This window comes from Actinomadura sp. 6N118 (assembly GCF_044326415.1).
Classification (GTDB): Bacteria; Actinomycetota; Actinomycetes; order Streptosporangiales; family Streptosporangiaceae; genus Spirillospora.
The window spans coordinates 246859-268001 of sequence record NZ_JBIRAZ010000005.1; the positions used below are offsets into that span (position 1 = coordinate 246859).

Sequence of the window (21143 nt, forward strand, 5' to 3'; positions counted from 1 at the left end):
GACCAGGCTTCCCGGCTCACCAATACACGACCTTAACGGGATTTTGATGCCTTTTCCACGCGTCGCCGGTGTGACCTCCTCAAACGTGATCGCCGACGTGAGCCACCGTCAACAGCGCCAAACCATGACCGTCCAGAGCGGTCACGTGCGCCATTTCGGCCGGATCGGGTATCCGAGCGGAGCCGGGCGGTTCACCGTTGCCGACACGCTTCACCACGCTACGGCGGAAACTGGACGCGCCGGTCGACCACGTCGAACCCCCTAAGCCCGGCGTCACCCCGCACGACAAGCCACCCATCAAGAGCTGGGCCGATCCCGGCGGCAAGAGCAGTAGATCCCCACAGGCCGGCCCCTAGCCGGCCGTTGCAACCCCCTGATTCAGCCGCCGTGTGCACCGTCGCCGATGTCGAAGGGGTTGTCTGTGAGGAACGTGGCGTGGGCCGCGATGATCCTCCAACCCGCCTGGTCGTGGATCCAGGTCCGGGTGTAGCGCATCCGGGCGACCAGCCGCCGGCCCCCAAGGGTGCCCTCCAGCGTGCCGAGGAACCAGGTGACACCGGTGTGCGCGGTGGCCAGCACCTGGAGGTCCTCCTCCTCGACGCGGGTCAGCACTTGGTGGCCGGTTTCGTGCAAACGCAGATCGTCCTGCTTGGAGTAGAGATTTCCGTCCGGTCCGGTGAACCGCACCGAATCGTCGATCAGCTCGGTCAGTGCATCGATATCGGAGTTCAGCTGGGCGGCCTGGAGGCGCCGTTCGGCTGCGCGGAGACTTTCGGTGTGGTCGATGATCGGCATGAACCCCACTATCGCGGGCCGGCCTCCCATCCCCATCCCGCGTCCGCTCTCGGCGGATCCGCTGAGAACGAAAGATCTCGTAGCGACACCGGGACCGTCCTCACGATCCCCGGCATCGCCAAGACCAGCACCTGAGGAAGGATCGTGGCATGGGAACCTGGGGCGTCGGACCCTTCGACAATGATCACGCTGCGGACTTCGCCGGAGACCTGGATGAGGCGCCTCCCGAGCAGCGCACCGAGCTGATCGCCCGCGCGCTGCACGCGGTACTGGCACCCGGCAACAACACCATCAGCCGAGTGGCCGATCCGGCAGTCGCCGCAGCCGCGCTGGTCGCGGCCCAACTCCCTGGCGGGTCTCCCGCCGATCCGGTCTACGGCCCGGATGAACCCTTGCCGCCCATGCCCGTCGAATTGATACCTCTGGCCATCAGAGTGCTCGATCGAGTCACTGCGGCCGACTCCGAGGTGAAGCAACTCTGGGACGAGGTTCCAGAACCTGGATGGCACGACGAGATTGCTCGGCTCCGGGCCGTCCTGGTCAACGACATCTCTGTCGAATAGCCCAGCAGCCGCTGCTCAGGCCGGTGCTGAACGAGCCGTTCGAGACGGGGGGCGGGAGCGCGCCCGAACTGTCTGCTTCTATTCGGCCTTCTGCACGCGGGTGGTGTCGGCGTCGAGCACCGTGCCGTCCGTGCCGGTGGGTACGAGTTCGGGCACAGTCGCGCCGTGCCGGTCGATGAGGGTGGAGTGGGCTTCGCCGGGGGCAAAGGCGTGGCGTTCCCCCCACTGGCGCAGCGTGACGACGACGGGGAAGAGATCGCGGCCCGCGTCGGTGAGCACGTACTCCTGGCGGCGACCCGACGGTGCGGTGCGCTGGGCGAGGAGACCGTGGGCGGTGAGCTTGCGGAGCCGGTCGGTCAGGATGTTGCGGGCGATGCCGGTGCGGCGTTGGAACTCGGTGAACGATCGTGCCCCGTCCATCGCGTCACGGATGACGAGAAGACTCCACCGGTCACCGACGAGGTCGAGCGTGCGAGCGACCGGGCAGCCGGGGTCGGTCCAGCCGGAGTCCGGAGCGCGGGTGACGGCGTCCGACATGACACCTCCAGATGAGTTGCAGATTGAAACTATTGTGCCGTAGCCTCACATTGGTTGCAATATGCTACTGATTGAGGGTGTGCAATGAATGGGTGGCGGCGGCTACTGCTTGCGATGGTGTGTGGTGTCGCGGTGGCGAGCATCTACGCCGCTCAGCCGGTGTTGGAGCCGATGGGCCGCGATCTCGGCGTTCCGGCAGAGCTCACCGGGTGGATCGTGGCGACGGGCCAAATGGGCTACCTGGCGGGACTCGTTCTGTTGGTGCCGCTGGGCGATGTGGTCGACAGGCAATGGCTCATCGCCGCGCATCTGGCGCTGACCGCAGCGGGCATGATCCTCTCGGCCTCAGCCCATGCGGCGTGGGCAGCGTTCGCGGGGTTGGCGGTAGCCGGGGTGTTCGCGGTGGTGGTGCAGACCACGGTGGCCTATGCCGCATCAGTCTCTGCGCCGGGCGAGCGCGGCAAGAACATCGGGGTCGTGACCTCGGGCGTGGTCGTCGGCATCCTCGGTGGAAGAGTCCTCGCTGGCTGGCTCGCCGACGTGTGGGGCTGGCGGAGCGTCTACATCGTCCTCGCGGTGCTCGCGCTTGGGCTCGCGGCCCTCGTCCTGGCCGTGCTGCCCGCGGACCAACGGCCCGAACGTCCGGCAGGGTACGGGCGGGTCGTCGCATCGCTGGTCAGACTGTTCGGGGAGCGCCTGTTCCTCACGCGCGGGCTCATCGCGTTCTTCCTCTTCGCGTCGTTCGGAACCCTGTGGAGTGGCATGGCGCTGCCCTTGGCCGACGCGCCGTGGCACCTGAGCGAGGCCCAAATCGGACTGCTCGGCATCGCGGGGCTCGCCGGGGCGCTCGGTGCGGCGCGCGCCGGACGGTGGGCGGATTCGGGACGGGCGATCTCGGTCACCGGTCTGGCGCTCGCCCTGCTCGTCGCCTCCTGGGCGGGGATCGCGCAGCTTCCATGGTCGCCGTGGCTCCTGGTCGCCGGGGTGTTCCTCCTCGACTTCGCGGTCCAGGCCGCGCATGTCAGCAACCAGCACGTTCTCACCTCTGCGCATCCGGATCGCACGAGCAGCGTCATCGGTGGCTACATGGTCTTCTACTCCCTCGGCTCCGCCCTCGGTGCAGCCGCCACCACGATCGTGTTCGCCTCCGCAGGCTGGGCCGGTTCCAGCCTGCTCGGAGCAGGGTTCGCCCTCGGCGCCCTCGCTGTCTGGGCGATCGACCGGCGACTGCCCGCACAGACCATGAGCACCCCTGCCAAGGAAAGCGCGATGGCCTCAGGCACTCGGCCCGAAACGCCAGAAATGACACGTAGTGAAATGCCGCCCGGGCAGTAGCCCGGGCGGCTCGACCTGCTCACTCTGGAGACCGCATGACCTTCAAGGGCATCACTCACTGTCTGCGCTGCGGCGCAGCACCACGGTGAGCGCCGACAAGGCGAGGTGTCAGGCCTGTTGGTTGGCGATCCCGATGTACTCGCCCATCCGGTACTCGAAGTCGAGGCCCTTCTCAGCGACCAACGCTTGGGCGCCGGCCGCGCGCGTGAGGAACCCCGGCAGCGTCAGCGAGTGGGCGAACTCACCGTAGGCCGCGACCAGGTCGGCGTCCGGCGGCAGCGACGCACGGTTGACCATCGACTTGGCGGTCGCCAGGGAGGTCTTGTCGAAAGAGGCCAGGCGGGCCGCCATCGAGTCCACGAAGTCGTCGAGTTCGGCGTCCGGCAGGGCCCGCGTGACCCATCCCCACCGCTCGGCCAGGTCGGCGTCGTAGTCGCTGCTGCTCAAGACGACCTCCAGGGCCCGGTCGCGGCCGACGAACCGGGGCAGGCGCTCGGTCCCTCCGCCCCCGGGCAGCAGCCCGCCGCCCACCTCGGGCTGGCCGAACATCGCCTTCTCCCGGCTCGCGTAGCGCAGATCGCAGGCCAGGGCGAACTCGTTGCCGCCGCCGCGGGTGCGGCCACGGATGGACGCGATCGTGATGTAGTCGGCCTTCGTCAGCCGCAGCACCATGTCGGTCCAGACCGGCACCGCGCCCTCCGCCGCGGGGAAGTCCGCGGCGGCAGCCAGGTCGAAGTGGTTGAAGAAGAAGTCGGGGACACCGCTCTTGAAGACGACGACCTGGATGTCGGGATCGTCGCCGAATTCCACGACGAGTTCGTGCAACCTGGTCATCGTCTCGCCGACCATCAAGTTCGCGGGAGGGTTCGAGAACGTGATCGTGGCGATCTTGGGTGTCGGGCGTTCGAGACTGATCGTGCTGGGCTTGCTCATGGGCACTCCATGTCGGATCGAAAATATTACGGTCATTCGGGCGGGATCGGCGCCCTTGAAGCCGGACTGGGATGTCAGGTGGGGAGGCGGTTGTTCTTGCGGATCTGCTTGTCGAACACCCCGGCGGGGATGAGGCGGCGTGCTTTGGTGACACGTGAGGCCAGCGGGCCGGCGGTGTAGCGCAGCTTCGGTTTGTTGTCGGTGGCCGCGGTGACGATCACTTTGGCGACTACGGCGGGGTCGTCGCCGGCCTTCATCGCATCCGCCATCACCTCGTCGAAGACGCGCCGCCGCTCGGCGTACACAGGCAGCGGGGTGTCGGGCTGCGCCGCGTTGGTGTCGAAGCTGGTCTTGGTGAAGGCGGGCTGGACGAGCAGGACCCGGACGCCGTGCTCGCGGACCTCGTGGTCCAGCGACTCTGAGTAACCCTCGATGGCGTGCTTCGACGCGACGTACAGGGCCATGAAGGGCTGGGGGGCGACTCCGAGGACCGAGGAGATGTTGATGACGCGTCCACTGCGCTGGGCGCGCATGTACGGCAGGACAGCCTTGGTCATGCGGACGACGCCGAGGACGTTGGTGTTGAGGATGGTCTGGGCCTGGGTGACGGAGTTCTCCTCAACGGCGCCCGCCGAGCCGATACCGGCGTTGTTGACCAGGACATCGATGCGCCCGAATCGGCCGATCACCTCTTCGACCGCGGCGGTGGCCGACTCGTCACTGGCCACGTCGAGATCGAGGTAGTTCACACCGGCGGGCGGGGTGAGACCGGAGGTCTTGCGGCCGGTTCCGATCACCTCAAAACCCGCCGCGGCCAGGGCGCGGGCCGTCTCCTTGCCGATCCCCGATGAGGCACCTGTCACGAGCGCCACCGGCCTAGTTGTCGCCATCACGAGCTCCCTATGGTTTTGAATTACGTTCGTATGCCTTACGTTCGTACGACCATATGGGGAGTCGTCGGCTGATGGCAAGGGGTCACGTCCGGCGATCTGAGAAGGATCAAGGGACTGCAGCGGTCGGCAGTACTACCTCTTCGACCAGTACAGCTCAGGTCCACCAGCAGCACGGCGTCGCCACCGCACGCTGCCGGAATGTCAGCCCGGACGATGACCGGTGGCGAGCCACTGCCCCTGTCGACGAGCGCGGAGAGTTCCCGCATCGCAGCAGGTCATTCGGGTCGCTGAATATCAGGTTTCGCGGTGGAGGGTGTAGCGGATCTTGTGCGCGCCACGCGCCCCGGATCTGTCGTAGAACCGGATGGCATCGGTGTTCCAGGAGGGCGTTTGCCACTGGATCTGGTTCACGCCGATTTGTCGCGCGATGCCGCACAAGTGTTCCAGCAATTCAGCTCCGAGACCGCGCCCGCGGTAACCCTCGGCGAGGAACACGCAGTCCATATGGATGAATTCCGCCGCCTGCCAGGTGGCGAATTCGAGCGTGTAGGAGAGGTAGCCCACGAGCTCGTCCGCCGCGCAAACGACGAGGCACCATAGCCGGGGTTGTGGCGCGAACAATGCCGGCCGTAGGCGGTCGGCGAGGTCGTGGGGCGGCGGAGCCGCGCGCTCGAACTCGGCGTGTGCGCTACACAGCAGCGCCAACCCCGCGAGGTCTTCTGGCTGGACCGGACGGATCTCGTACGCCTCGGTCGTGGCCGGACGCCCGTCAGCAGCCACGGCTGATGGCGGAGACGGGTGTGGTCAGTGGATCCACGGGTCGGCTGAGCTGGCCGGCCACGGTCTGCATTACCCGGTGCCCGTATCTGCCGATCATTTCCTTGACCCGGTATCCGAGGCGTCCGTCCTGATCAGGATGCGGGTACGTGCGGTGATCGGGTCGGTGGGCCGGTGCGGTCACTGACGTCGGTTTCGAAGGCGAGGCGGGCAGAGGGGTGGGCGGCCGCTCGGCGGGCACGGCCGGGGTGGTGGAGAGAACGGCGCTCATGTGATCAACGGTGCTGGTGGCGACCACCCGGAGCCAGTGGCGTGAATGACAGCTTCCGCAAATATCTCGCCATTGCCTCAGCAAGGAGGGCAACCTGCCCGCGGCCAGATCCGCGTCGTGCAACCCGCGCACCTGGTCGAGGGCGATCCGATGCGACGCATCGACCCAGACCAGCCGAGCGGCGGAACCTCAGTGCCGAGGGGGAACTCGACGCCTTGATAGGCTCTTGATCATGACGTACTTCTTCCACCTCCGCTAGTCGCTCCGTCGGCACGACGCGGATCAACCCGGCGCCGGCGATGCGGGACGGTCGTTCATCGTCCCGGGTTGCGACGTGGGAGAAAACGGCATCATGCGCACACGGCGCGTGTTCGTTCGGCACCCGCGTCCCGGCACGCCGACCGTCTCGTGACGGCGGCGCGCCTGGTGGCGCGGTGCGTACGCGGGCTGGAGCCCGCACTTTGCACGGAGATTCTGCGGACAGGTTCCGCGACCATCGACTGGATCGGCCACCGTGAGGTGGGCTTCCTGGCTGGCGACGGCGACTTGCGCTTGCGGACCGCCGACGACGTCTTTCTGCTGGCCGGCCGCCGGGACGACATCGGTCCGTACAAAAGCGATCTGGCCGCCTTGGCCGAGATGGCCCGTGCGGTCGATCTGGAAGGTCTGGCACGGGAACGCCGGGCACGCGGTGGCCCAGCCGGGTTCGGCGGGATCGAAATTTCGGCGTCCTTCCTGGGACGGAGGACGTACAACCGCTACGACATCGAGGACGTTGTCGGCCGGGTGCTGGCCGAGCGCGCCGGTGTGCCGTACCACGCGCGCCGGCATGGCGAGGCTCCGCCAGCCGGCCACAGTGGGTGGCGGCTGACGCTGGACGGCACCCACGCCACCCTGCTGCTCCGCCTAGGGCGGCGCCCAGCACACCGGCGCGCCTACAAGACCGCGACCATTCCGGGCACACTGCACCCACCGGTCGCCGCCGCCATGGCCCAGGCGGCCGAAATGCGCCCGGGCCAACGGGTGCTGGATCCGTGCTGTGGAGCGGGAACGCTGCTCATCGAGGCCCACCACACAGTGCCGGGCACCACGCTGCTCGGGTTCGACATCGATCCGGCCGCGCGCCGGGCGGCCCGGCAGAACGCCGGGCCGCTCCCGGTCGCCATCGAGCACGGCGACGCCGGCGCCCTCACCGTCGCCGACCGCAGCATCGACCGCGTCCTGTGCAACCCGCCCTGGGGAGAACAGGTCGACGCAGGTGGACGCCTCGCCGGGCACCCGGCGCAATGGTGGCACGAACTCGCCAGGGTCCTCGCCGACGAGGGACGGGCGATCGTGCTGCTGCCCGAGGCACGCGGACTGGGCCATGCCCTGGCGCTCGGCCTGACACCCGTCCACGTGCAGCAACTGAGCCTGTTCGGCAGCCGTCCGCTGCTGGCCCGGCTCGAACGCCAACGCGACCGGAGACGCTCTCGGACCCCGCGGGAAGCAACCAGGTCGCCTACCCGTGGGGCCAGATCGAAGGGAGTGTCCCGGGAGAGCTGATCAGACCTTGCGAGCCGTGACCAGGAGGTATTCCCAGTCCATGCCCTCCGGGCTCAGGTGGCTGCCGCCCAGCGTGGCGAGGGCTTCGTCCAGCGCGGCGACCCGTTCGGGATCGTCGGCGATGTTCCGGTACACGGCGATGGTCGGACCGTAGAACGCCTTGAAGTAGTCGCGGAACTCCTCCGGGGTCTTGAAGCGGTCGATGTGCACGGTCTGGCGGACGGCGGTGAAGTCGTCCACCCGGTCGCCGAGCAGCGCCCTGACGTGGTCGGGGTCGCCCCACCGCGGAGGCGGCTGCGCTCCGGGCGGCGGCGGGGGCGCGTACGGCTTCATCGTTGCGAACATCTGCCCGATGAAGCCCTCGGGCGTCCAGTTCAGCAGCGCCATGGTGCCGCCGGATCGGGTGACGCGGACCAGTTCGTCGGCGCTGGCCTGGTGGTCCGGCGCGAACATGACGCCGACACACGACATGACGACGTCGAACTCCTCGTCCTTGAACGGCATCGCTTCGGCGTCGGCGACCTCCCAGTTCAGCCGCGCGCCGCGCTGGGCCGCGATCTCCTTCCCTGCCTTCAGCAGTTCCGGTGTCAGATCGCTGGCCACCACGTCCGCGCCGAGCAGGGCAGCGGGGATGGCGGCGTTGCCCGCACCGGCCGCGACGTCCAGCACCCGCTGCCCCGGCTGTACGCCGCACGCCTCGACCAGCGTCGCGCCAAGCGTCGGGATCACCTCCGTCGCAAGCGCGACGTAGTTGCCCCCGGCCCACATCGCCCGATGCTTGGCTTTCAGTTCACTCACATGCGCCCCCTCGTTTCTGGCTACGGAACGAGTTAAGAATGCGCAGCTCATCTTCTCTAGTACAGGATCTGTACTAGCCACCAGGGCGGATCTAGTCTGCATCCATGGGGTCCTCGTACCAGCAGTTCTGTCCCGTGGCCAAGGCGATGGAACTGCTTGACGAGCGCTGGACTCTGCTCGTCATCCGTGAGCTGCTGTCGGGCAGCCGGCACTTCAACGAGCTGCGCCGCGGTGTGCCGCGCATGTCGCCCACCCTGTTGTCCAAGCGGCTGAACCGGCTCGTACTGGCGGGCGTCGTGCACCGCCAAGACGACGGTGACCAGGTGCATTACCTGTTGACCCAGGCCGGGTTGGAGCTGCGCCCGATCGTGGAGGCGCTCGGTGCCTGGGGCACCCGGTGGATCGGGGAACTCGGCGACGAGGACCTCGATCCGGCGCTGCTGCTGTGGGACATGCGCCGCAACATCGACCATGCCGCCACGCCGCCCGGCCGGACGGTGGTCTTGTTCCGGTTTCCCGAGGTGCCCGCGAAGTCCCGGCACTGGTGGCTGGTCATCGCCGAAGGCGAGGCGGACGTGTGCGACTTCGACCCGGGGCACGAGGTCGCGGTGACGGTGGAGTCCAGCCTGCGCGGCATGGTCGGGGTCTGGCGCGGCGATCTGCGCTGGGCCGACGCGCTGCGCAGCGGTGACCTGACCATCCAAGGCCCGCAGGACCTGCGGCGAATGGTCCCCGCCTGGTTCATCCTGTCGGGGTTCGCCGAAATCCCACGCGCCGAGCTCCGAGGCGCGCCCGGCCCGAGCAGCCTCTGACCGTCACGGCAGGCGCAGGGCGGCGAACACTGCGCGATGGTCGGTGCCGGGCAGGGAGTGCACGCTGAAGTCCTCCACTGCCATCCGGCGGTCGGCGAGCACATGGTCGAGTGTCACGTCCGGGACGTTCCACCAGCGCTGTGGCCAGGTCGGTATCAGCGCCTTTCCCCTGGCGTCGGCGGCGTCCCGGTATCCGCTGCCCAGCAGGTCACGCGGCGGGCGGTGGTCCAGGGTGGAGTTGAAATCGCCCGCGAGCACCTTGAGCCCGCCGCCCGCCCTGGGCAGAGCCCTGAGGCCGTCTGTCCAGCACGGCGTGTCATGCACGTCGCTGGGAGAGCAAGGGTGGACGGAGACCACCTCGACGCGCTGGCCGCTCGGGTGCTCAAGCGTTGCCCGTGCCTGCCGGAATCCGCCGATTTCGATCATCGGAAGTTCGGTGAGCGGAAGCACCAGCAGCCAGAGCAGCCCGTCAATCCACCGTGATCGGATCATGGTCCACACGGTAGCCATGCGGGCCTGGCGTGGTCAGGTGCCTACGTAGGTGGCGAGGTGCTGGGCGGTGAGGGTGGATTGGGCGGTGATGAGGTCGGCGGGGGTGCCTTCGAAGATGATCTGGCCGCCGTCGTGGCCGGCGCCGGGGCCGAGGTCGATGATCCAGTCGGCGTGGGCCATGACCGCTTGGTGGTGTTCGATGACGATGACGGATTTGCCGGCGTCGACGAGTCGGTCGAGCAGGGCGAGCAGGTGCTCGACGTCGGCGAGGTGCAGGCCGGTGGTCGGCTCGTCGAGCACGTACACGCCGCCCTTCTCGCCCAGGTGAGTGGCCAGCTTGAGGCGCTGTCGCTCACCGCCCGACAAGGTGGTGAGCGGCTGGCCGAGGCTGACGTAGCCCAGCCCGACGTCGGCGAGCCTGTCCAAGATGGTGCGCGCAGCCGGGGTGCGGGCCTCGCCAGAGCCGAAGAACTCCTGGGCCCCGGCCACCGACATCGCGAGCACCTCGCTGATGTCACGACCGCCGAACGTGTATTCCAGCACCGAGGCCTGGAACCGCTTGCCCTCACACTCCTCGCAAGTGGTGGAGGCGCCGGCCATCATCGCCAGGTCGGTGTAGATGACGCCGTTGCCATTGCAGTTAGGGCAGGCGCCCTCGGAGTTGGCGCTGAACAGTGCCGGCTTCACGCCGTTGGCCTTCGCGAACGCCTTGCGGATCGGGTCGAGCAGTCCGGTGTAGGTCGCCGGGTTGCTGCGCCGCGAGCCCTTGATCGCGCCCTGGTCGATCGACACCACACCGGCGTCGGCAGGCATCGAACCGTGCACCAGCGAGCTCTTGCCCGAGCCCGCCACGCCGGTGATCACGGTCAGCACGCCGAGCGGGATGTCGACGTCCACGTTCTGCAGGTTGTGACGGGTGGCACCGCGGATCTCCAGCGAGCCGGTGGGCGTCCGTACGGCGTCCTTGGCGGAAGCCCGGTCATCGAGATGGCGGCCGGTCAGAGTGTCACTGGTCCGCAGACCCTCGACGGTGCCCTCAAAGCAGACCGTGCCGCCCGCCGTGCCGGCACCGGGGCCGAGGTCCACCACGTGGTCGGCAATCGCGATCGTCTCCGGCTTGTGCTCCACCACCAGCACCGTGTTGCCCTTGTCCCGCAGCCGCAGCAACAGATCATTCATCCGCTGAATGTCATGGGGATGCAGACCGATCGTGGGCTCATCGAAGACATAGGTGACGTCCGTGAGCGCCGAGCCCAGGTGGCGGATCATCTTCACGCGCTGCGCCTCGCCGCCCGACAATGTGCCTGACGGCCGGTCCAGCGACAGGTAGCCCAGCCCGATCTCCACGAACGAGTCGAGGCTGTGCCGCAGCGAGTCCAGGAGCGGCGCCACCGATGGCTCGTCGAGGTCGCGGACCCATTCGGCCAGGTCGCTGATCTGCATCGCGCAGGCGTCGGCGATGTTGATCCCCGCGATCCTGGAGGAACGGGCAGCCTCGTTGAGCCGTGTGCCCTCGCAGTCGGGGCAGGTGATGAAGGTGACCGCGCGGTCGACGAACGCCCGGATGTGCGGCTGCATCGCCTCCCGGTCCTTGGCCAGGAACGACTTCTGGATCCGCGGGATCAGCCCCTCGTAGGTGATGTTGGTCCGGTCGATCTTCACCTTGGTCGGCTCGCGGTACAGGAAGTCGTCCAGTTCCTTCTTCGTGTACTTCCGGATCGGCTTGTCCGGGTCCAGGAAGCCCGCCTCCGCGAAGATGCGCACGTACCAGCCGTCGGCGTTGTAGCCGGGGATGCTGAACGGGCCCTCGTTGAGCGACTTGCTGTCGTCGTAGAGCTGGGTCAGATCGAAGTCGGTCACACGGCCCGTGCCTTCGCAGCGCGGGCACATCCCGCCGAGCACGGTGAACGTCTTCTGCTCAGCCTTACCCTTGCTGCCACCGCGCTCGACGGTGATCGCACCGCTTGCCCGGACCGAGGCGACGTTGAACGAGAACGCCTTGGGCGAGCCGATGTGCGGCTGCCCGAGCCTGCTGAAGAGGATCCGCAACATCGCGTTGGCGTCGGTGGCGGTGCCGACGGTGGAGCGGGGGTTGGCCCCCATCCGTTCCTGATCCACGATGATCGCTGTCGTCAGCCCGTCGAGAACATCGACCTCCGGCCGCGCCAGGTTCGGCATGAAGCCCTGCACGAACGCGCTGTAGGTCTCGTTGATCATCCGCTGCGACTCCGCGGCGATCGTGCTGAACACCAGCGAGCTCTTGCCCGAGCCCGAAACGCCGGTGAACACCGTCAGCCGGCGTTTCGGGATCTCAATGCTGACGTCCTTGAGGTTGTTCTCGCGCGCGCCGTGCACACGGATCAGGTCGTGGCTGTCGGCAACGTGCAACTCAGACTCAGACGATTGCGTGTCCGTCCTCGTGGCCATGCTCATCGTGTCTCCATCTGGTGGGCTCATCTAGTGGGCACAGTCGCGTCCACGATCCGCGCGCGTGAACGGTGACGTCCATGGCGTTCACGCTAGGGGCGGACGGGCGACCCACGCTTCTCGAATCCTGATCGGCCCGGCCCCTGATCGGCCGCGATCTCGTCCAGGACGCCGGTGTACCGGGCACGGCGGTCGGGGCGGGCGCGGCCGGCGGCGTGCTTGAGCGCGGGGACGGCCGGCTCGCCGATGGCGACGAGACCCTCGGCGGCGGCGGCGCGGACGGGGGAATGTTTGTGGGAGAGCAGGGCGATCAGGCCGGGGATCGCCGGTTCCCAGGCGGCGTGGCTCAGCGTTTTGACGGCCGAGCGGACGACGTTCGGCTGCGGATCGTTCAGGAGCCGTTCGGTCTGCTCCAGGTAGGCGGGCCGGTCGAGAACGATGCGGGAGACGCGGTGGGCGTGCAGCCTGACCCGCGTCTCGGGGTGGGCGATCAGGTCCGCGAGCAGTTCCTTGAATTCGGGGTCGGTGGTGTGGCGTTCAGCCAGCTGGGTGAGCGCCCGCCTGACCTCGGCGGGGCTGCCCTCGCGGGCCCGCTGGAACAGCTCCGCTCGGGACGGCTCGGGCGCCGGGGGCCTGCGTTCGCGTAGGGAAGAGAGCGCGGCCTCGTCTTCGCGAGCCGCGCCGGGGGCCCGCAGCGGACCGTCGACCAGGACGAGCCTGTCGGCGAGATCGTCTCGGCCCTCGGCGCGCAGACGCTGGACGGTGCGGGTCAGAACGGGAGTACGCGTCAGTGTCCGGCCGGAGATGAGATCGAGGAAGCCCCAGGCGCCCGCGTCCAGACGGGCGGAGAGGGCGGCGGCCACGATGTCCGCGGGTGCGCGGCGCAGGGCGGACGCGACCGCGGCGCGAACGGCGTGGTCACCGTGCTCCCAAGCGAGGAGCAGGTGCGGGAGGAGCAGGTGCGGGAGGAGCCGTTCGACATCGGACGAGGGCTGGGCCGCCAGCCGGGCGACGCGTTCTGGGTCCGCCGCCAGGTCGTTGTCGGTCGTCATGGCGAGGGCTGAGGCGGGGACGACATCGATCCGGGAGTCCAGGAAGGCGTGGAGGAGGGCCCGGCGGACATCGGGTTCGGGCCAGTCAAGGAGGGCCCGGGCTGCGGTCTCGCGACGAGCGCTGTCCGGATCGTCCAGCATGGCCAGGAGGCGTTCTCGTTGCGCTGAGGAGCGGGGCTGGTCCAGATCTCCGGGGCGTGGGACGCGGGTCGCCGGGACGGGGCGGCGGGTCTCCTCGGCGACGGTCCAGGGCGGCGCCCCGAGCGGCTGCAACTCGATCATCTGGTCGAGGAGCGCGGACTGGACGTCCGGCAGGGCCTTGGGGAAGTCACTGATCAGCGCGTCGAGGCGGGCGCGCGAGGAGTGCTCGTCGTCGTACGCACCGGACGGCACGCCGAACGCCTCACGGAGGACGGCCTCCTGCGTCAGCCAGGGGTTGGGGCCGCTGTGCGCCAGTGCACGTTCAAGGTCGGACCTGGTCAGGACGGCGTCGCAGCGCCGTAGCAGGACGATCGCGGCTCTGCCGAGCGGCAGCCGCCGCAGGTGATCGGCCGTCTCCAGCTTCCGGGCGGGATCGAACCGTGCGATCACCTTGTCGAGCAGATCCACGAGGACGTCGCCGGCGACGGGCAGCGCTTCGACCAGCGTCCGGGACGCACGGGCGAAGGTCTCGATCTCCACGTCCGACCAGGGTGGAGAGCAGATCCGGAGCGTGAACCGCAGGACGTCCACGTCACCGTCCGCGAGATCCAGCCAGTTCGCCAGCAGGGGCCGCAGCCGCGGGGAGGGCGTGTTCGCGGCCACGACACGACGCGCGATCTCGGCGTCCCAGGGGCCGGATGTCAGGGCGTCCACGTCCGAGAGCCGCCGAGCGGGCGAGGCGCCCTCCAAGGGGTTGAGCAAGAGCGTTCGTGTGCGTTCATCCGTGGCGCGGTCCGCGGCGGCGACGAGAGTGGCGGCGAAGGCGTCGCCGAGGATCGCACGCAGAGCTTCTGTGAGCGCCTCACGCAGACCGGGGTTGTCGTGATGACCGAGCCAGTGCAGCAGCTTGGGCACGGCTTCGGGTGCGCCGGCGCGGGCGAGGGCGGCGGCAGCGGTCTTCTTGACGTTCATGGTGGGGTGGTCGAGGCAGGCGGCGATCGCGGGCGCGGCCCACGACGCGCCGGCCTCCCCCAGCGCGACGAGCGCCTGCCGCACGGTCTGCGGGTCGCCGGCGGCGGTGAGCGGGATCAGGCTCGCCGACAGCGCCCGCGCGTCCCCGGCGTCGCGCGCGATCAGTGCGATCGCATGCTTGCGAACGTGCCGGTCCCGATGCCGCAGCAGCGGATGGACCCGCGCCCTGACCTGGCGGTATGGGGTGCGGAGCAGGAGGCCGAGCAGGATCGTCTGCTCCTGCGGCGTGAGCTCAGGACGTTCCAGGAGGTCCAGGGCGAGGTTCGCGGCGAGCGCGTTCCCGGCCTCGGCCTCGTCGGCGGCGTCCAGCAGGCAGTGTGGCCGGATCGCGCCCCGCCGGAAGAGCCGACCGCCGAGGTTGCGGATCGCGGTCACGGCGTCGTCCGGCACCACGGGTTCGACGTTCGAGGCGCCGGGCCCAGCACCCGACGTGCCAGGCCCAGCGCCCGACCGCCAAGCGCCGGCGAGGTCGGACACGACCCGCAGCAGCAGGTCAGCGATCACCGGGACCGTGGTCGCGTCGCCGTTGCGGGCGATCCTGGACAGCGCCTCGACCGGATCGCCGGGGTCCAGGGCGGAACGGAGCAGGGCGAGCTCGTGCGGGTCCGGGCCGCCCAGGTCGACGGCGATGCGGTGCGGCACGTCCCGCGGGTTGAGGCGATCCAGGATCGATCGCCGGTCGGCCGGGTCTTCGCTGAGATGCCAGAGGAGTTCCAGGGCGCGGTGCCGGAACGGGCTCAGGTGCGGGGCGACGTCCCCGCCGTCCAGTCCGAGTCCCGCGCGCAGCACCGCGACGGTCCGCGCACCCCCGATGGCCTCCAGCGCGTCGAGCCCCGCCTGCGGTGAGCGTGGCAGGAGCTCGATGACGGTCTCCTCGGCGGCCTCGTGCCGCAATGTCCGGATCGCCCGCAGGAACGGCGCCGGGTCCTTGGCTGCGCGCGCCAGGGCGGTGACGGCGTCGCCCGCCATCGGCTCGCCTGTGCCCTGCGCGTCAAGCGCGACGAGCAGTTCCAGGCGGCGCGGATCGTCGGCCGCCAGTTCGCGGACGGCCTCGTTCCTGACCGGGTAGAGGAGGGTGGCGATCTCGCCGGCGGGAACCGAGTGGTCGGCGAGCGCCAGTCCCACGATCGCCGGGACGTCCCGTCCGGACGGGAAGTGACCGCGCCGGTGCAGCCCGCGCAGGCACGCGATGGCGGGCCCGGCGAGCAGCAGCGGGTCCCGGGCGGCGATGCCGAGCAGATCCGTCACGTCGTCCCGGGTCGCCAGTTCGCCGAGCGCCTCCAGCGCCCGCCGCCGCGGCTCCGGCGGCCACCCGGGGCCGGCGGCGACGTCGCGGAGCAGGGACTGGTGCCCATGCCGGGCCGCGACCTCGATCGCTGCGTCGGCCGGACCCGTTCCGAGGAGACGGCGTACGTGCTCGTGCGGCAGCGGGTCCAGCGCCGCCCAGGGCTCGGCGAGTTCGCGCAAGGCATCCGGAACGTCGACGGCAAGCTCGACCACGAGCGCCCGCACCCGGCGCGGGGACAGCACGGCTGCGTGCAGGGCCTCGCGCGTGATTCGGAACGCTTCCGCCCGCAACACGGTGTCGGGCCGTCCCGCCAGCTCTCTTACGAGAACCTCGGGGTCGTCCACGTGCACCGCGCCGACCCCGCGCACGGCCTGGTAGAGCCGATCCCCTGCCGGCTCGTCCCGCACGGCTGCAGGCCGGTCGGCGATCTCGGCGCTCAGCCACGCGATCTGGACGGGGACCGGCAGATCGGCGGCGCGCCAGTCGGGCCAGGACCGGACGTGCTCGCGCAGCCGCAAGTAGATGCGCGCCAACGCGAGCGCCGCCTCAGGCGACTCGTCCAGAAACGCCGGCAGCGACGAGGCGTACGCGACCCGCTCGTCGTCATGGCCCGCATCAAGGTGTGCGGCGAGGCGCACGAGTCCGGACCGCCGCATCCGCGCGTCCTCATGCCCGATGAGCGCCGTCAGCTCCGCGGCGGCACGGGGATCCGTCGATGTCATGGCAACCGATCCTAGGCATCGACCCCGGGTTGGCCAGATCCTTACAGGTAGTGGAGACCGGGCCATCAGCCGGGACGCGCTGGGCGGCCCGGAGGGGCTGAAGGAAGCCCGCCGCACCTGCGTGGTGCGGCGGGGCCTCTGAGCTTGGTGAATGTCGTACGGCACCGGCGGCCTAGTGCTGCACTTCGACGACCACCTTGCCGATGTGGGTGTTGGACTCCAGGTGGCGGTGGGCTTCGACGATCTCGGTGAGGTCGAAGGTGCGGTCTACCACGGGGGCGAAGGCGCCCGTGTCCAGGCCGGCGGTGATGAAGCGGCGGGCTCGTTCCATTCGCGCCGGATCAGCACCGTAGAACATCGGGTTGGCGTACTTGCGGAGATCGAGGGGCCAGGTCCATGGCAGCGGCGTGGGCGTCGGGTCGAGGTTGGACGTGACGATCAGGGTGCCGTTGGGAGCGACTGACTGGGCGAGGGTCTCCAGGCCGGGACCGGCAATGGCGTCGAGGACGAGGTCGGCACCGCGCCCGTCGGTCAGTGCCTGGACCTCCTTGAGGACGTGGTCGGCGGGGACGACGTGCGCGGCTCCGAGTTCGGCCAGCCGCACGTGCTTGGTCGCGTCGCGTGTGGTGGCGATGGGAATCGCGCCGAGGTGGTTCGCGATGCGGATGGCGGCGATTCCGACCGCGCCGGCGGCGGCCGTGATGAGCACCGTGGCGCCCGGGCGCAGTCGGCCGACTTCGACCAGAGCGCCGTAGGCGGTGGTGTACGCCAGCCACGTGGCCGCTCCGGTCACCGCGTCGATGCCGGTGGGACGCTCGATCACCTCGGATGCGGGAACGATGGCACGATCGCCGTAGATGCCGTGCGCCGACATGTCGCTGATCGTGACGGTGCTGATCGGGTCTCCGACCTTGACGTGGTGAACGTCCTCGCCTACGGCCTCGATCACCCCGGCGGCCTCGTGGCCCAGGCGGGACGAGGGGAGCTTGGGCGCGAGCCAGTAGGCGCCGGAGCGGAACAGCGCCTCGCCACGGTTGAGTCCGATCGCGTCGATCCGGATGCGCACCTCTTCGCGGCCGGGATCGCCGATCTGGACGTTCTCGACCTGCAGGACCTCGGGTCCGCCGGTCTCGTGGAACAACACTGCGCGAGCCATCTCGTTCGTTGTCATACCGATCAGGCTGGAGGGCTCACGGGACCGATGGCAGAGTCGGCTTAGCCAGGGACTGGCGATCCCTGTCTGCGGATGGGACCGCCTGGCAAGCTGGTGCGGTGGACAAGGATGAGTTCGCCGCGTTCCTCCGCACCCGACGGGAACGGCTGCGGCCAGCAGATGTCGGGCTGCCTGCGGGGCGGCGACGCCGCACGCCGGGGCTCCGCCGCGAGGAGGTCGCGGTCCTGGCCGCCATTTCGGTGGACTACTACACGCGGCTGGAGCAGAGCCGTGGCCCTCATCCATCCAGGCAGGTGCTGGCAGGGCTGGCCCAGGCCTTGTGCCTGTCGGGTGACGAACGCACGCATCTCTACCATCTGGCGGGCGAGTTGCCGGACGGGACTGCCGGGCCGCGCGGCGATGTCAGTCCGGGCATGCTGCAGATGCTCCACAGGCTCGACGCCATCCCGGCGCTGATCATCGATGCGAAGTTCGAGGTGCTCGCCTGGAACGACCTGGGCGCCGCGCTCATCACCGACTTTTCCGCGCTCGCGCCGAAGGAGCGCAATCTGGCCCGCCATGTCTTTCTGGACGGCGGGACGAAACCGGGTTTCGGCGTACCCCGGACCGAGCGTTATGCCAGGGACATCGTCTCGGATCTGCGAGCGGCCTCGGCGCGCTACCCCGGCGCCTTGGAGATCTCCGAGTTGGTCGCGGAGCTGCTCGACGGCAGCGCCGAGTTCGCGGAGCTGTGGGCTGATCACGAGGTCGGTGCCCAGCGCACCATGTGCACCAACATCGACCATCCACAGGTCGGTCCGCTTGTCCTGTGCTGCGAGATGCTGAGCATCTCCGACCGCGACCAGCGCCTGATCCTCTACACGGCCGAACCCGGCTCGCCCTCATTCGAGGCGTTGCGGCTCCTCAAGGTCATCGGCACCCAGGACCTCACCGCGAGCCCCAGGTGACCCGCAGATCGATCTAGATGCGCCGCGCTGGTACCGCATGCACTTCGGCACTCACATCGTAAATCTGCGATACTTCGATGTGTTCTGATCGGCGACGCGTATGAAGGATGTTCGATGGGCAGCATTGACGGGCTCGACCTCGGGACGTTCGGGGTCTGGACGTTCGACTTCGAGTTCCAGCCGGCCGCGCAGATGCGCGAGTCGATCCAGGAGCTCGAGGAGCAAGACTGGAAGGCGTTCTGGGTTCCCGAGCTGCTCGGGCGCGAGGCGCTCACGCTCGCCGGTTTTCTGCTCGCCTCCACTGAACGGATGCACATCGTCAACGGCATCGCGAAGATCTGGTCGCGCGAGGCCATGTGGACGCAGGGCGCCGCCCTCCTGCTGGCGGACGCATATCCCAACCGGCATGTGCTGGGCCTCGGATTCGGCGGCAACGACCGTCCCGGCACGACGCCCATGGCGGCCATGACCAAATACCTCGACGAGCTCGACGAGCTGAGCGCGCTCAAGACGCCCAACCCCGCGCCGAAGACCCCGATGCGCCGGATCCTGGCCGCGTACGGGCCCAAGATGCTCGAGCTGGCCCGCGACCGCTCGGCCGGCGCCCACTGCTACAAGGTCAACGTGGCGCACACCGCGCAGGCGCGGGAGATCTTGGGACCGGACGCGTTCCTGGGCGTCGAGCACGCTGTGCTGTTCGAGGCCGACCCCGGCAAGGCCCGCGCGATCGCGCGCGAGCACATGGACGTCTACCTCAACGGCAAGTTCAACGTCGCCAAGTTCCGCCGCCTGGGTTACTCGGAGGAGGACATCAGCAACGGCGGCAGTGACCGCCTCATCGACGACTTCGTGTTCTGGGGGGACCTGGACACCATCGTCAACAAGCTCCACGGCCATGTCGACGCGGGCGCCGACCATGTCGGCGTGCAGGTGATCGGCGTCGAACCAGGCCAATCCGCCATGCCGTACTGGCGCCAGCTCGGCGAGGCGCTCCTGCCCTAAGGCGCCCCTGGCCGCCCGGTCACCACGGCGCCCGGTTGAAGCCGGTGTGGGCCACCCACAGGGCGGTGAACGCCGAGGACGTGCGGCCGGTCAGCTTCTTGGCCGTGGACGGCCGGGCCTGCCGTGGCGGGCTGGCTCGGCTGGTCACACCTGATTGCGCTCCCCATCACGGCTGGCCGCGGTGCCGGGGTCGCATCTCCCTTATCCCGTGTTGATGGTGGGGGTTGGGGGACGGGCATGCTGACAAATACCCACGCCGAGCGTGCGCGGTTGCGCACGTTGATCCCGGCGACGACGTCGGCGGGGCCAGCGAACCCGCACCAACGACAACGAAACTGATCACGTGTGGGGCGGTTGGCCCGTTCGATGTGCCCGCACCATGGGATCGGGCACCTTTGCGAGGTGTAGGCCGGATCCACCTCCAGCACGGGCACGCCGGTGCGGCGGGCCTTGTAGGCGATGAACTCGCCGAGCTGGTGGAACGGCCAGGATGAGTGGGTGGCCCGCTGGTGCCGCCTGAGCCGTACCCGCTCGCGGATGCCGTCGAGTTGTTCGAGGGCGATACCGCGACCGGTGCGTTGGGCATCGGCCACCACCATCTTGGCGATCTTGTGGTTCACGTGCGCGGCATGCCGCGCCTCCCGCTTAGCCCGCCGCTTGGCGCGGCGGATCGCCGAGCGGGTGCCTTTGGCTTGGAGTTCGGCGCGTTTGCGGGCCTGCCACCGTCGATACCGGCACAGGCGGCGGCCCTGGAAATTGTCGCCGTCGGAGGTGGTGGCGAGGTTGACGATGCCCCGGTCCACCCCGATCCAGTCGACCGGGTCAGTATTCAGCGGCGCCTCGGGGACCTCGCAGGTGGCGATCAGGAACCATTTGCCGTCCCGGTGCACCAGGTCCGACTCGCCCTTGCGGTGCTCGGCCAACGTTTTCAGCTGGGACGCCGAGCCAGTGAACGTCACGTTCTTCATCCGGCCCCGCACCGTCCAGATCGACACCGTCCGCGCGTCGATCTGCCACGACAGGCATCGATCGTCGAATGGCTGCGCGGCATCCAGGCGGAAGGCGATCGGCTTGCTCTCGGCTTTGACCCGCCGCCGCGAGCCCTCCTTGCCCAGCAGTCCTGCCTCGATCTGGGCGTGCAGTGTGGTGTAGGCGTCGGCGGTTTTGCGGATCACATGCAACGCCGGCTGCGCCGACAACCCCCGCGCCTTCACCTCGCCGTACAGCAGCTTCTGCAGCCCGGCACGGGAGAACACCCCACGCTCGAACGCTTGCTGGGACACCACATTCGCGGTCGCGTTGACCGCGTTGAGGGTCTCAGCCAGCGCCGCCGCCTGCTCGGGCGTCGGCAGCAGCTTGATCTGCACCACCAGCTTCACGACACCGACCGTAACGGCCCGCACAGAAACGTTCACTCAATGCCACTAAACAGTGGCCTACATCACGCCCCGTGCTCATCGATCGGGCAGCCGCGACCCTGCTGCCACGGCCCTGCACGCCACGGATGCCGGGGATGCGATTCCTCCCGGCCCTGAAGCCGAAGAACGAGGACTCCTCGCAAGGAACTCGTTGAAATCACAGAATCCCGATCCCATCACCAGATCCGG

The 21143-nt window shown here is 69.0% G+C and carries 19 protein-coding genes; 7 read left to right on the forward strand and 12 right to left on the reverse strand.

Going from position 1 to position 21143, the window contains the following annotated elements; translation table 11 throughout:
• Positions 1-197 precede the first annotated feature (197 nt).
• Positions 198-356 (forward strand): hypothetical protein, encoded by a 159-nt coding sequence (locus tag ACH34W_RS14725; protein ID WP_395961412.1) that lies wholly within the window; start codon positions 198-200, stop codon positions 354-356.
• Between the two features lie 22 nt (positions 357-378).
• On the opposite strand, the gene ACH34W_RS14730 is transcribed toward ACH34W_RS14725, so the two are convergent.
• The gene (locus tag ACH34W_RS14730; RefSeq protein WP_395961413.1) at positions 379-795 is read right to left on the reverse strand and encodes a nuclear transport factor 2 family protein; all 417 of its coding nucleotides are present in this window, start codon (positions 793-795) and stop codon (positions 379-381) included.
• 149 nt (positions 796-944) lie between these two features.
• On the opposite strand from ACH34W_RS14730, the gene ACH34W_RS14735 reads away from it, so the two are divergent.
• On the forward strand, positions 945-1358 hold the full coding sequence (locus tag ACH34W_RS14735; RefSeq protein ID WP_395961414.1) for a DUF4259 domain-containing protein: 414 nt from the start codon (positions 945-947) through the stop codon (positions 1356-1358).
• A gap of 78 nt (positions 1359-1436) precedes the next feature.
• Here the strand turns inward: ACH34W_RS14735 and ACH34W_RS14740 are convergent, their stop codons facing one another.
• A complete protein-coding gene (locus tag ACH34W_RS14740) occupies positions 1437-1895 on the reverse strand; it encodes a winged helix-turn-helix transcriptional regulator (RefSeq protein ID WP_395961415.1) in 459 nt (152 codons plus the stop codon).
• Between the two features lie 114 nt (positions 1896-2009).
• On the opposite strand from ACH34W_RS14740, the gene ACH34W_RS14745 reads away from it, so the two are divergent.
• Positions 2010-3230, forward strand: coding sequence for an MFS transporter (locus ACH34W_RS14745; RefSeq protein ID WP_395961720.1), 1221 nt, complete (start codon positions 2010-2012; stop codon positions 3228-3230).
• Positions 3231-3338: 108 nt separating this feature from the next.
• Here the strand turns inward: ACH34W_RS14745 and ACH34W_RS14750 are convergent, their stop codons facing one another.
• The 4 genes from ACH34W_RS14750 to ACH34W_RS14765 form a co-directional block, all read right to left on the reverse strand.
• Positions 3339-4163, reverse strand: a complete 825-nt coding sequence (locus ACH34W_RS14750) for an enoyl-CoA hydratase/isomerase family protein (RefSeq protein ID WP_395961416.1) — start codon at positions 4161-4163, stop codon at positions 3339-3341.
• Between the two features lie 74 nt (positions 4164-4237).
• The gene (locus tag ACH34W_RS14755; protein WP_395961417.1) at positions 4238-5053 is read right to left on the reverse strand and encodes an oxidoreductase; all 816 of its coding nucleotides are present in this window, start codon (positions 5051-5053) and stop codon (positions 4238-4240) included.
• Positions 5054-5350: 297 nt separating this feature from the next.
• Positions 5351-5836: a GNAT family N-acetyltransferase gene (locus tag ACH34W_RS14760; RefSeq protein WP_395961418.1), complete on the reverse strand. Its 486-nt coding sequence runs from the start codon at positions 5834-5836 to the stop codon at positions 5351-5353.
• Positions 5826-6104, reverse strand: a complete 279-nt coding sequence (locus tag ACH34W_RS14765; protein WP_395961419.1) for a hypothetical protein — start codon at positions 6102-6104, stop codon at positions 5826-5828. Before ACH34W_RS14765 ends, ACH34W_RS14760 begins: the two co-directional genes overlap by 11 nt.
• A 408-nt stretch (positions 6105-6512) precedes the next feature.
• On the opposite strand from ACH34W_RS14765, the gene ACH34W_RS14770 reads away from it, so the two are divergent.
• Positions 6513-7649 carry a methyltransferase domain-containing protein gene (locus ACH34W_RS14770; RefSeq protein ID WP_395961420.1) on the forward strand — a complete coding sequence of 379 codons (1137 nt, stop codon included), beginning with the start codon at positions 6513-6515 and terminating at the stop codon, positions 7647-7649.
• On the opposite strand, the gene ACH34W_RS14775 is transcribed toward ACH34W_RS14770, so the two are convergent.
• The gene (locus ACH34W_RS14775; RefSeq protein WP_395961421.1) at positions 7650-8447 is read right to left on the reverse strand and encodes a class I SAM-dependent methyltransferase; all 798 of its coding nucleotides are present in this window, start codon (positions 8445-8447) and stop codon (positions 7650-7652) included. It lies immediately after the preceding gene.
• A gap of 104 nt (positions 8448-8551) precedes the next feature.
• On the opposite strand from ACH34W_RS14775, the gene ACH34W_RS14780 reads away from it, so the two are divergent.
• The gene (locus tag ACH34W_RS14780) at positions 8552-9259 is read left to right on the forward strand and encodes a winged helix-turn-helix transcriptional regulator (RefSeq protein WP_395961422.1); all 708 of its coding nucleotides are present in this window, start codon (positions 8552-8554) and stop codon (positions 9257-9259) included.
• Positions 9260-9262: 3 nt separating this feature from the next.
• On the opposite strand, the gene ACH34W_RS14785 is transcribed toward ACH34W_RS14780, so the two are convergent.
• From ACH34W_RS14785 to ACH34W_RS14800, 4 genes are all read right to left on the reverse strand, one after another.
• Positions 9263-9751 (reverse strand): endonuclease/exonuclease/phosphatase family protein, encoded by a 489-nt coding sequence (locus tag ACH34W_RS14785; protein WP_395961423.1) that lies wholly within the window; start codon positions 9749-9751, stop codon positions 9263-9265.
• A gap of 33 nt (positions 9752-9784) precedes the next feature.
• Entirely contained in the window at positions 9785-12184 is a 2400-nt protein-coding gene (locus ACH34W_RS14790) for an ATP-binding cassette domain-containing protein (protein WP_395961424.1), read from the reverse strand.
• An 86-nt stretch (positions 12185-12270) separates the two neighbouring features.
• Positions 12271-16413, reverse strand: a complete 4143-nt coding sequence (locus ACH34W_RS14795; RefSeq protein WP_395961425.1) for a HEAT repeat domain-containing protein — start codon at positions 16411-16413, stop codon at positions 12271-12273.
• Positions 16414-16585: 172 nt separating this feature from the next.
• Positions 16586-17584, reverse strand: a complete 999-nt coding sequence (locus ACH34W_RS14800) for a zinc-dependent alcohol dehydrogenase family protein (protein WP_395961426.1) — start codon at positions 17582-17584, stop codon at positions 16586-16588.
• 101 nt (positions 17585-17685) lie between these two features.
• On the opposite strand from ACH34W_RS14800, the gene ACH34W_RS14805 reads away from it, so the two are divergent.
• The gene (locus ACH34W_RS14805) at positions 17686-18534 is read left to right on the forward strand and encodes a helix-turn-helix transcriptional regulator (RefSeq protein ID WP_395961427.1); all 849 of its coding nucleotides are present in this window, start codon (positions 17686-17688) and stop codon (positions 18532-18534) included.
• Between the two features lie 114 nt (positions 18535-18648).
• Positions 18649-19536, forward strand: a complete 888-nt coding sequence (locus tag ACH34W_RS14810; protein ID WP_395961428.1) for a TIGR03620 family F420-dependent LLM class oxidoreductase — start codon at positions 18649-18651, stop codon at positions 19534-19536.
• On the opposite strand, the gene ACH34W_RS14815 is transcribed toward ACH34W_RS14810, so the two are convergent.
• A complete protein-coding gene (locus ACH34W_RS14815) occupies positions 19533-20915 on the reverse strand; it encodes an RNA-guided endonuclease InsQ/TnpB family protein (RefSeq protein WP_395961429.1) in 1383 nt (460 codons plus the stop codon). The two genes, ACH34W_RS14810 and ACH34W_RS14815, sit on opposite strands and share 4 nt — an antisense overlap.
• Between the last annotated feature and the right edge of the window lie 228 nt (positions 20916-21143).

Coding starts and splice junctions, on each gene's coding strand:
- ACH34W_RS14730 (WP_395961413.1), bottom strand. CDS start 795: ATGCCGATCATCGACCACACCGAAAGTCTCCGCGCAGCCGAACGGCGC.
- ACH34W_RS14735 (WP_395961414.1), top strand. CDS start 945: ATGGGAACCTGGGGCGTCGGACCCTTCGACAATGATCACGCTGCGGAC.
- ACH34W_RS14740 (WP_395961415.1), bottom strand. CDS start 1,895: ATGTCGGACGCCGTCACCCGCGCTCCGGACTCCGGCTGGACCGACCCC.
- ACH34W_RS14745 (WP_395961720.1), top strand. CDS start 2,010: ATGGTGTGTGGTGTCGCGGTGGCGAGCATCTACGCCGCTCAGCCGGTG.
- ACH34W_RS14750 (WP_395961416.1), bottom strand. CDS start 4,163: ATGAGCAAGCCCAGCACGATCAGTCTCGAACGCCCGACACCCAAGATC.
- ACH34W_RS14755 (WP_395961417.1), bottom strand. CDS start 5,053: ATGGCGACAACTAGGCCGGTGGCGCTCGTGACAGGTGCCTCATCGGGG.
- ACH34W_RS14765 (WP_395961419.1), bottom strand. CDS start 6,104: ATGAGCGCCGTTCTCTCCACCACCCCGGCCGTGCCCGCCGAGCGGCCG.
- ACH34W_RS14780 (WP_395961422.1), top strand. CDS start 8,552: ATGGGGTCCTCGTACCAGCAGTTCTGTCCCGTGGCCAAGGCGATGGAA.
- ACH34W_RS14785 (WP_395961423.1), bottom strand. CDS start 9,751: ATGATCCGATCACGGTGGATTGACGGGCTGCTCTGGCTGCTGGTGCTT.
- ACH34W_RS14790 (WP_395961424.1), bottom strand. CDS start 12,184: ATGAGCATGGCCACGAGGACGGACACGCAATCGTCTGAGTCTGAGTTG.
- ACH34W_RS14795 (WP_395961425.1), bottom strand. CDS start 16,413: ATGACATCGACGGATCCCCGTGCCGCCGCGGAGCTGACGGCGCTCATC.
- ACH34W_RS14800 (WP_395961426.1), bottom strand. CDS start 17,584: ATGACAACGAACGAGATGGCTCGCGCAGTGTTGTTCCACGAGACCGGC.
- ACH34W_RS14810 (WP_395961428.1), top strand. CDS start 18,649: ATGGGCAGCATTGACGGGCTCGACCTCGGGACGTTCGGGGTCTGGACG.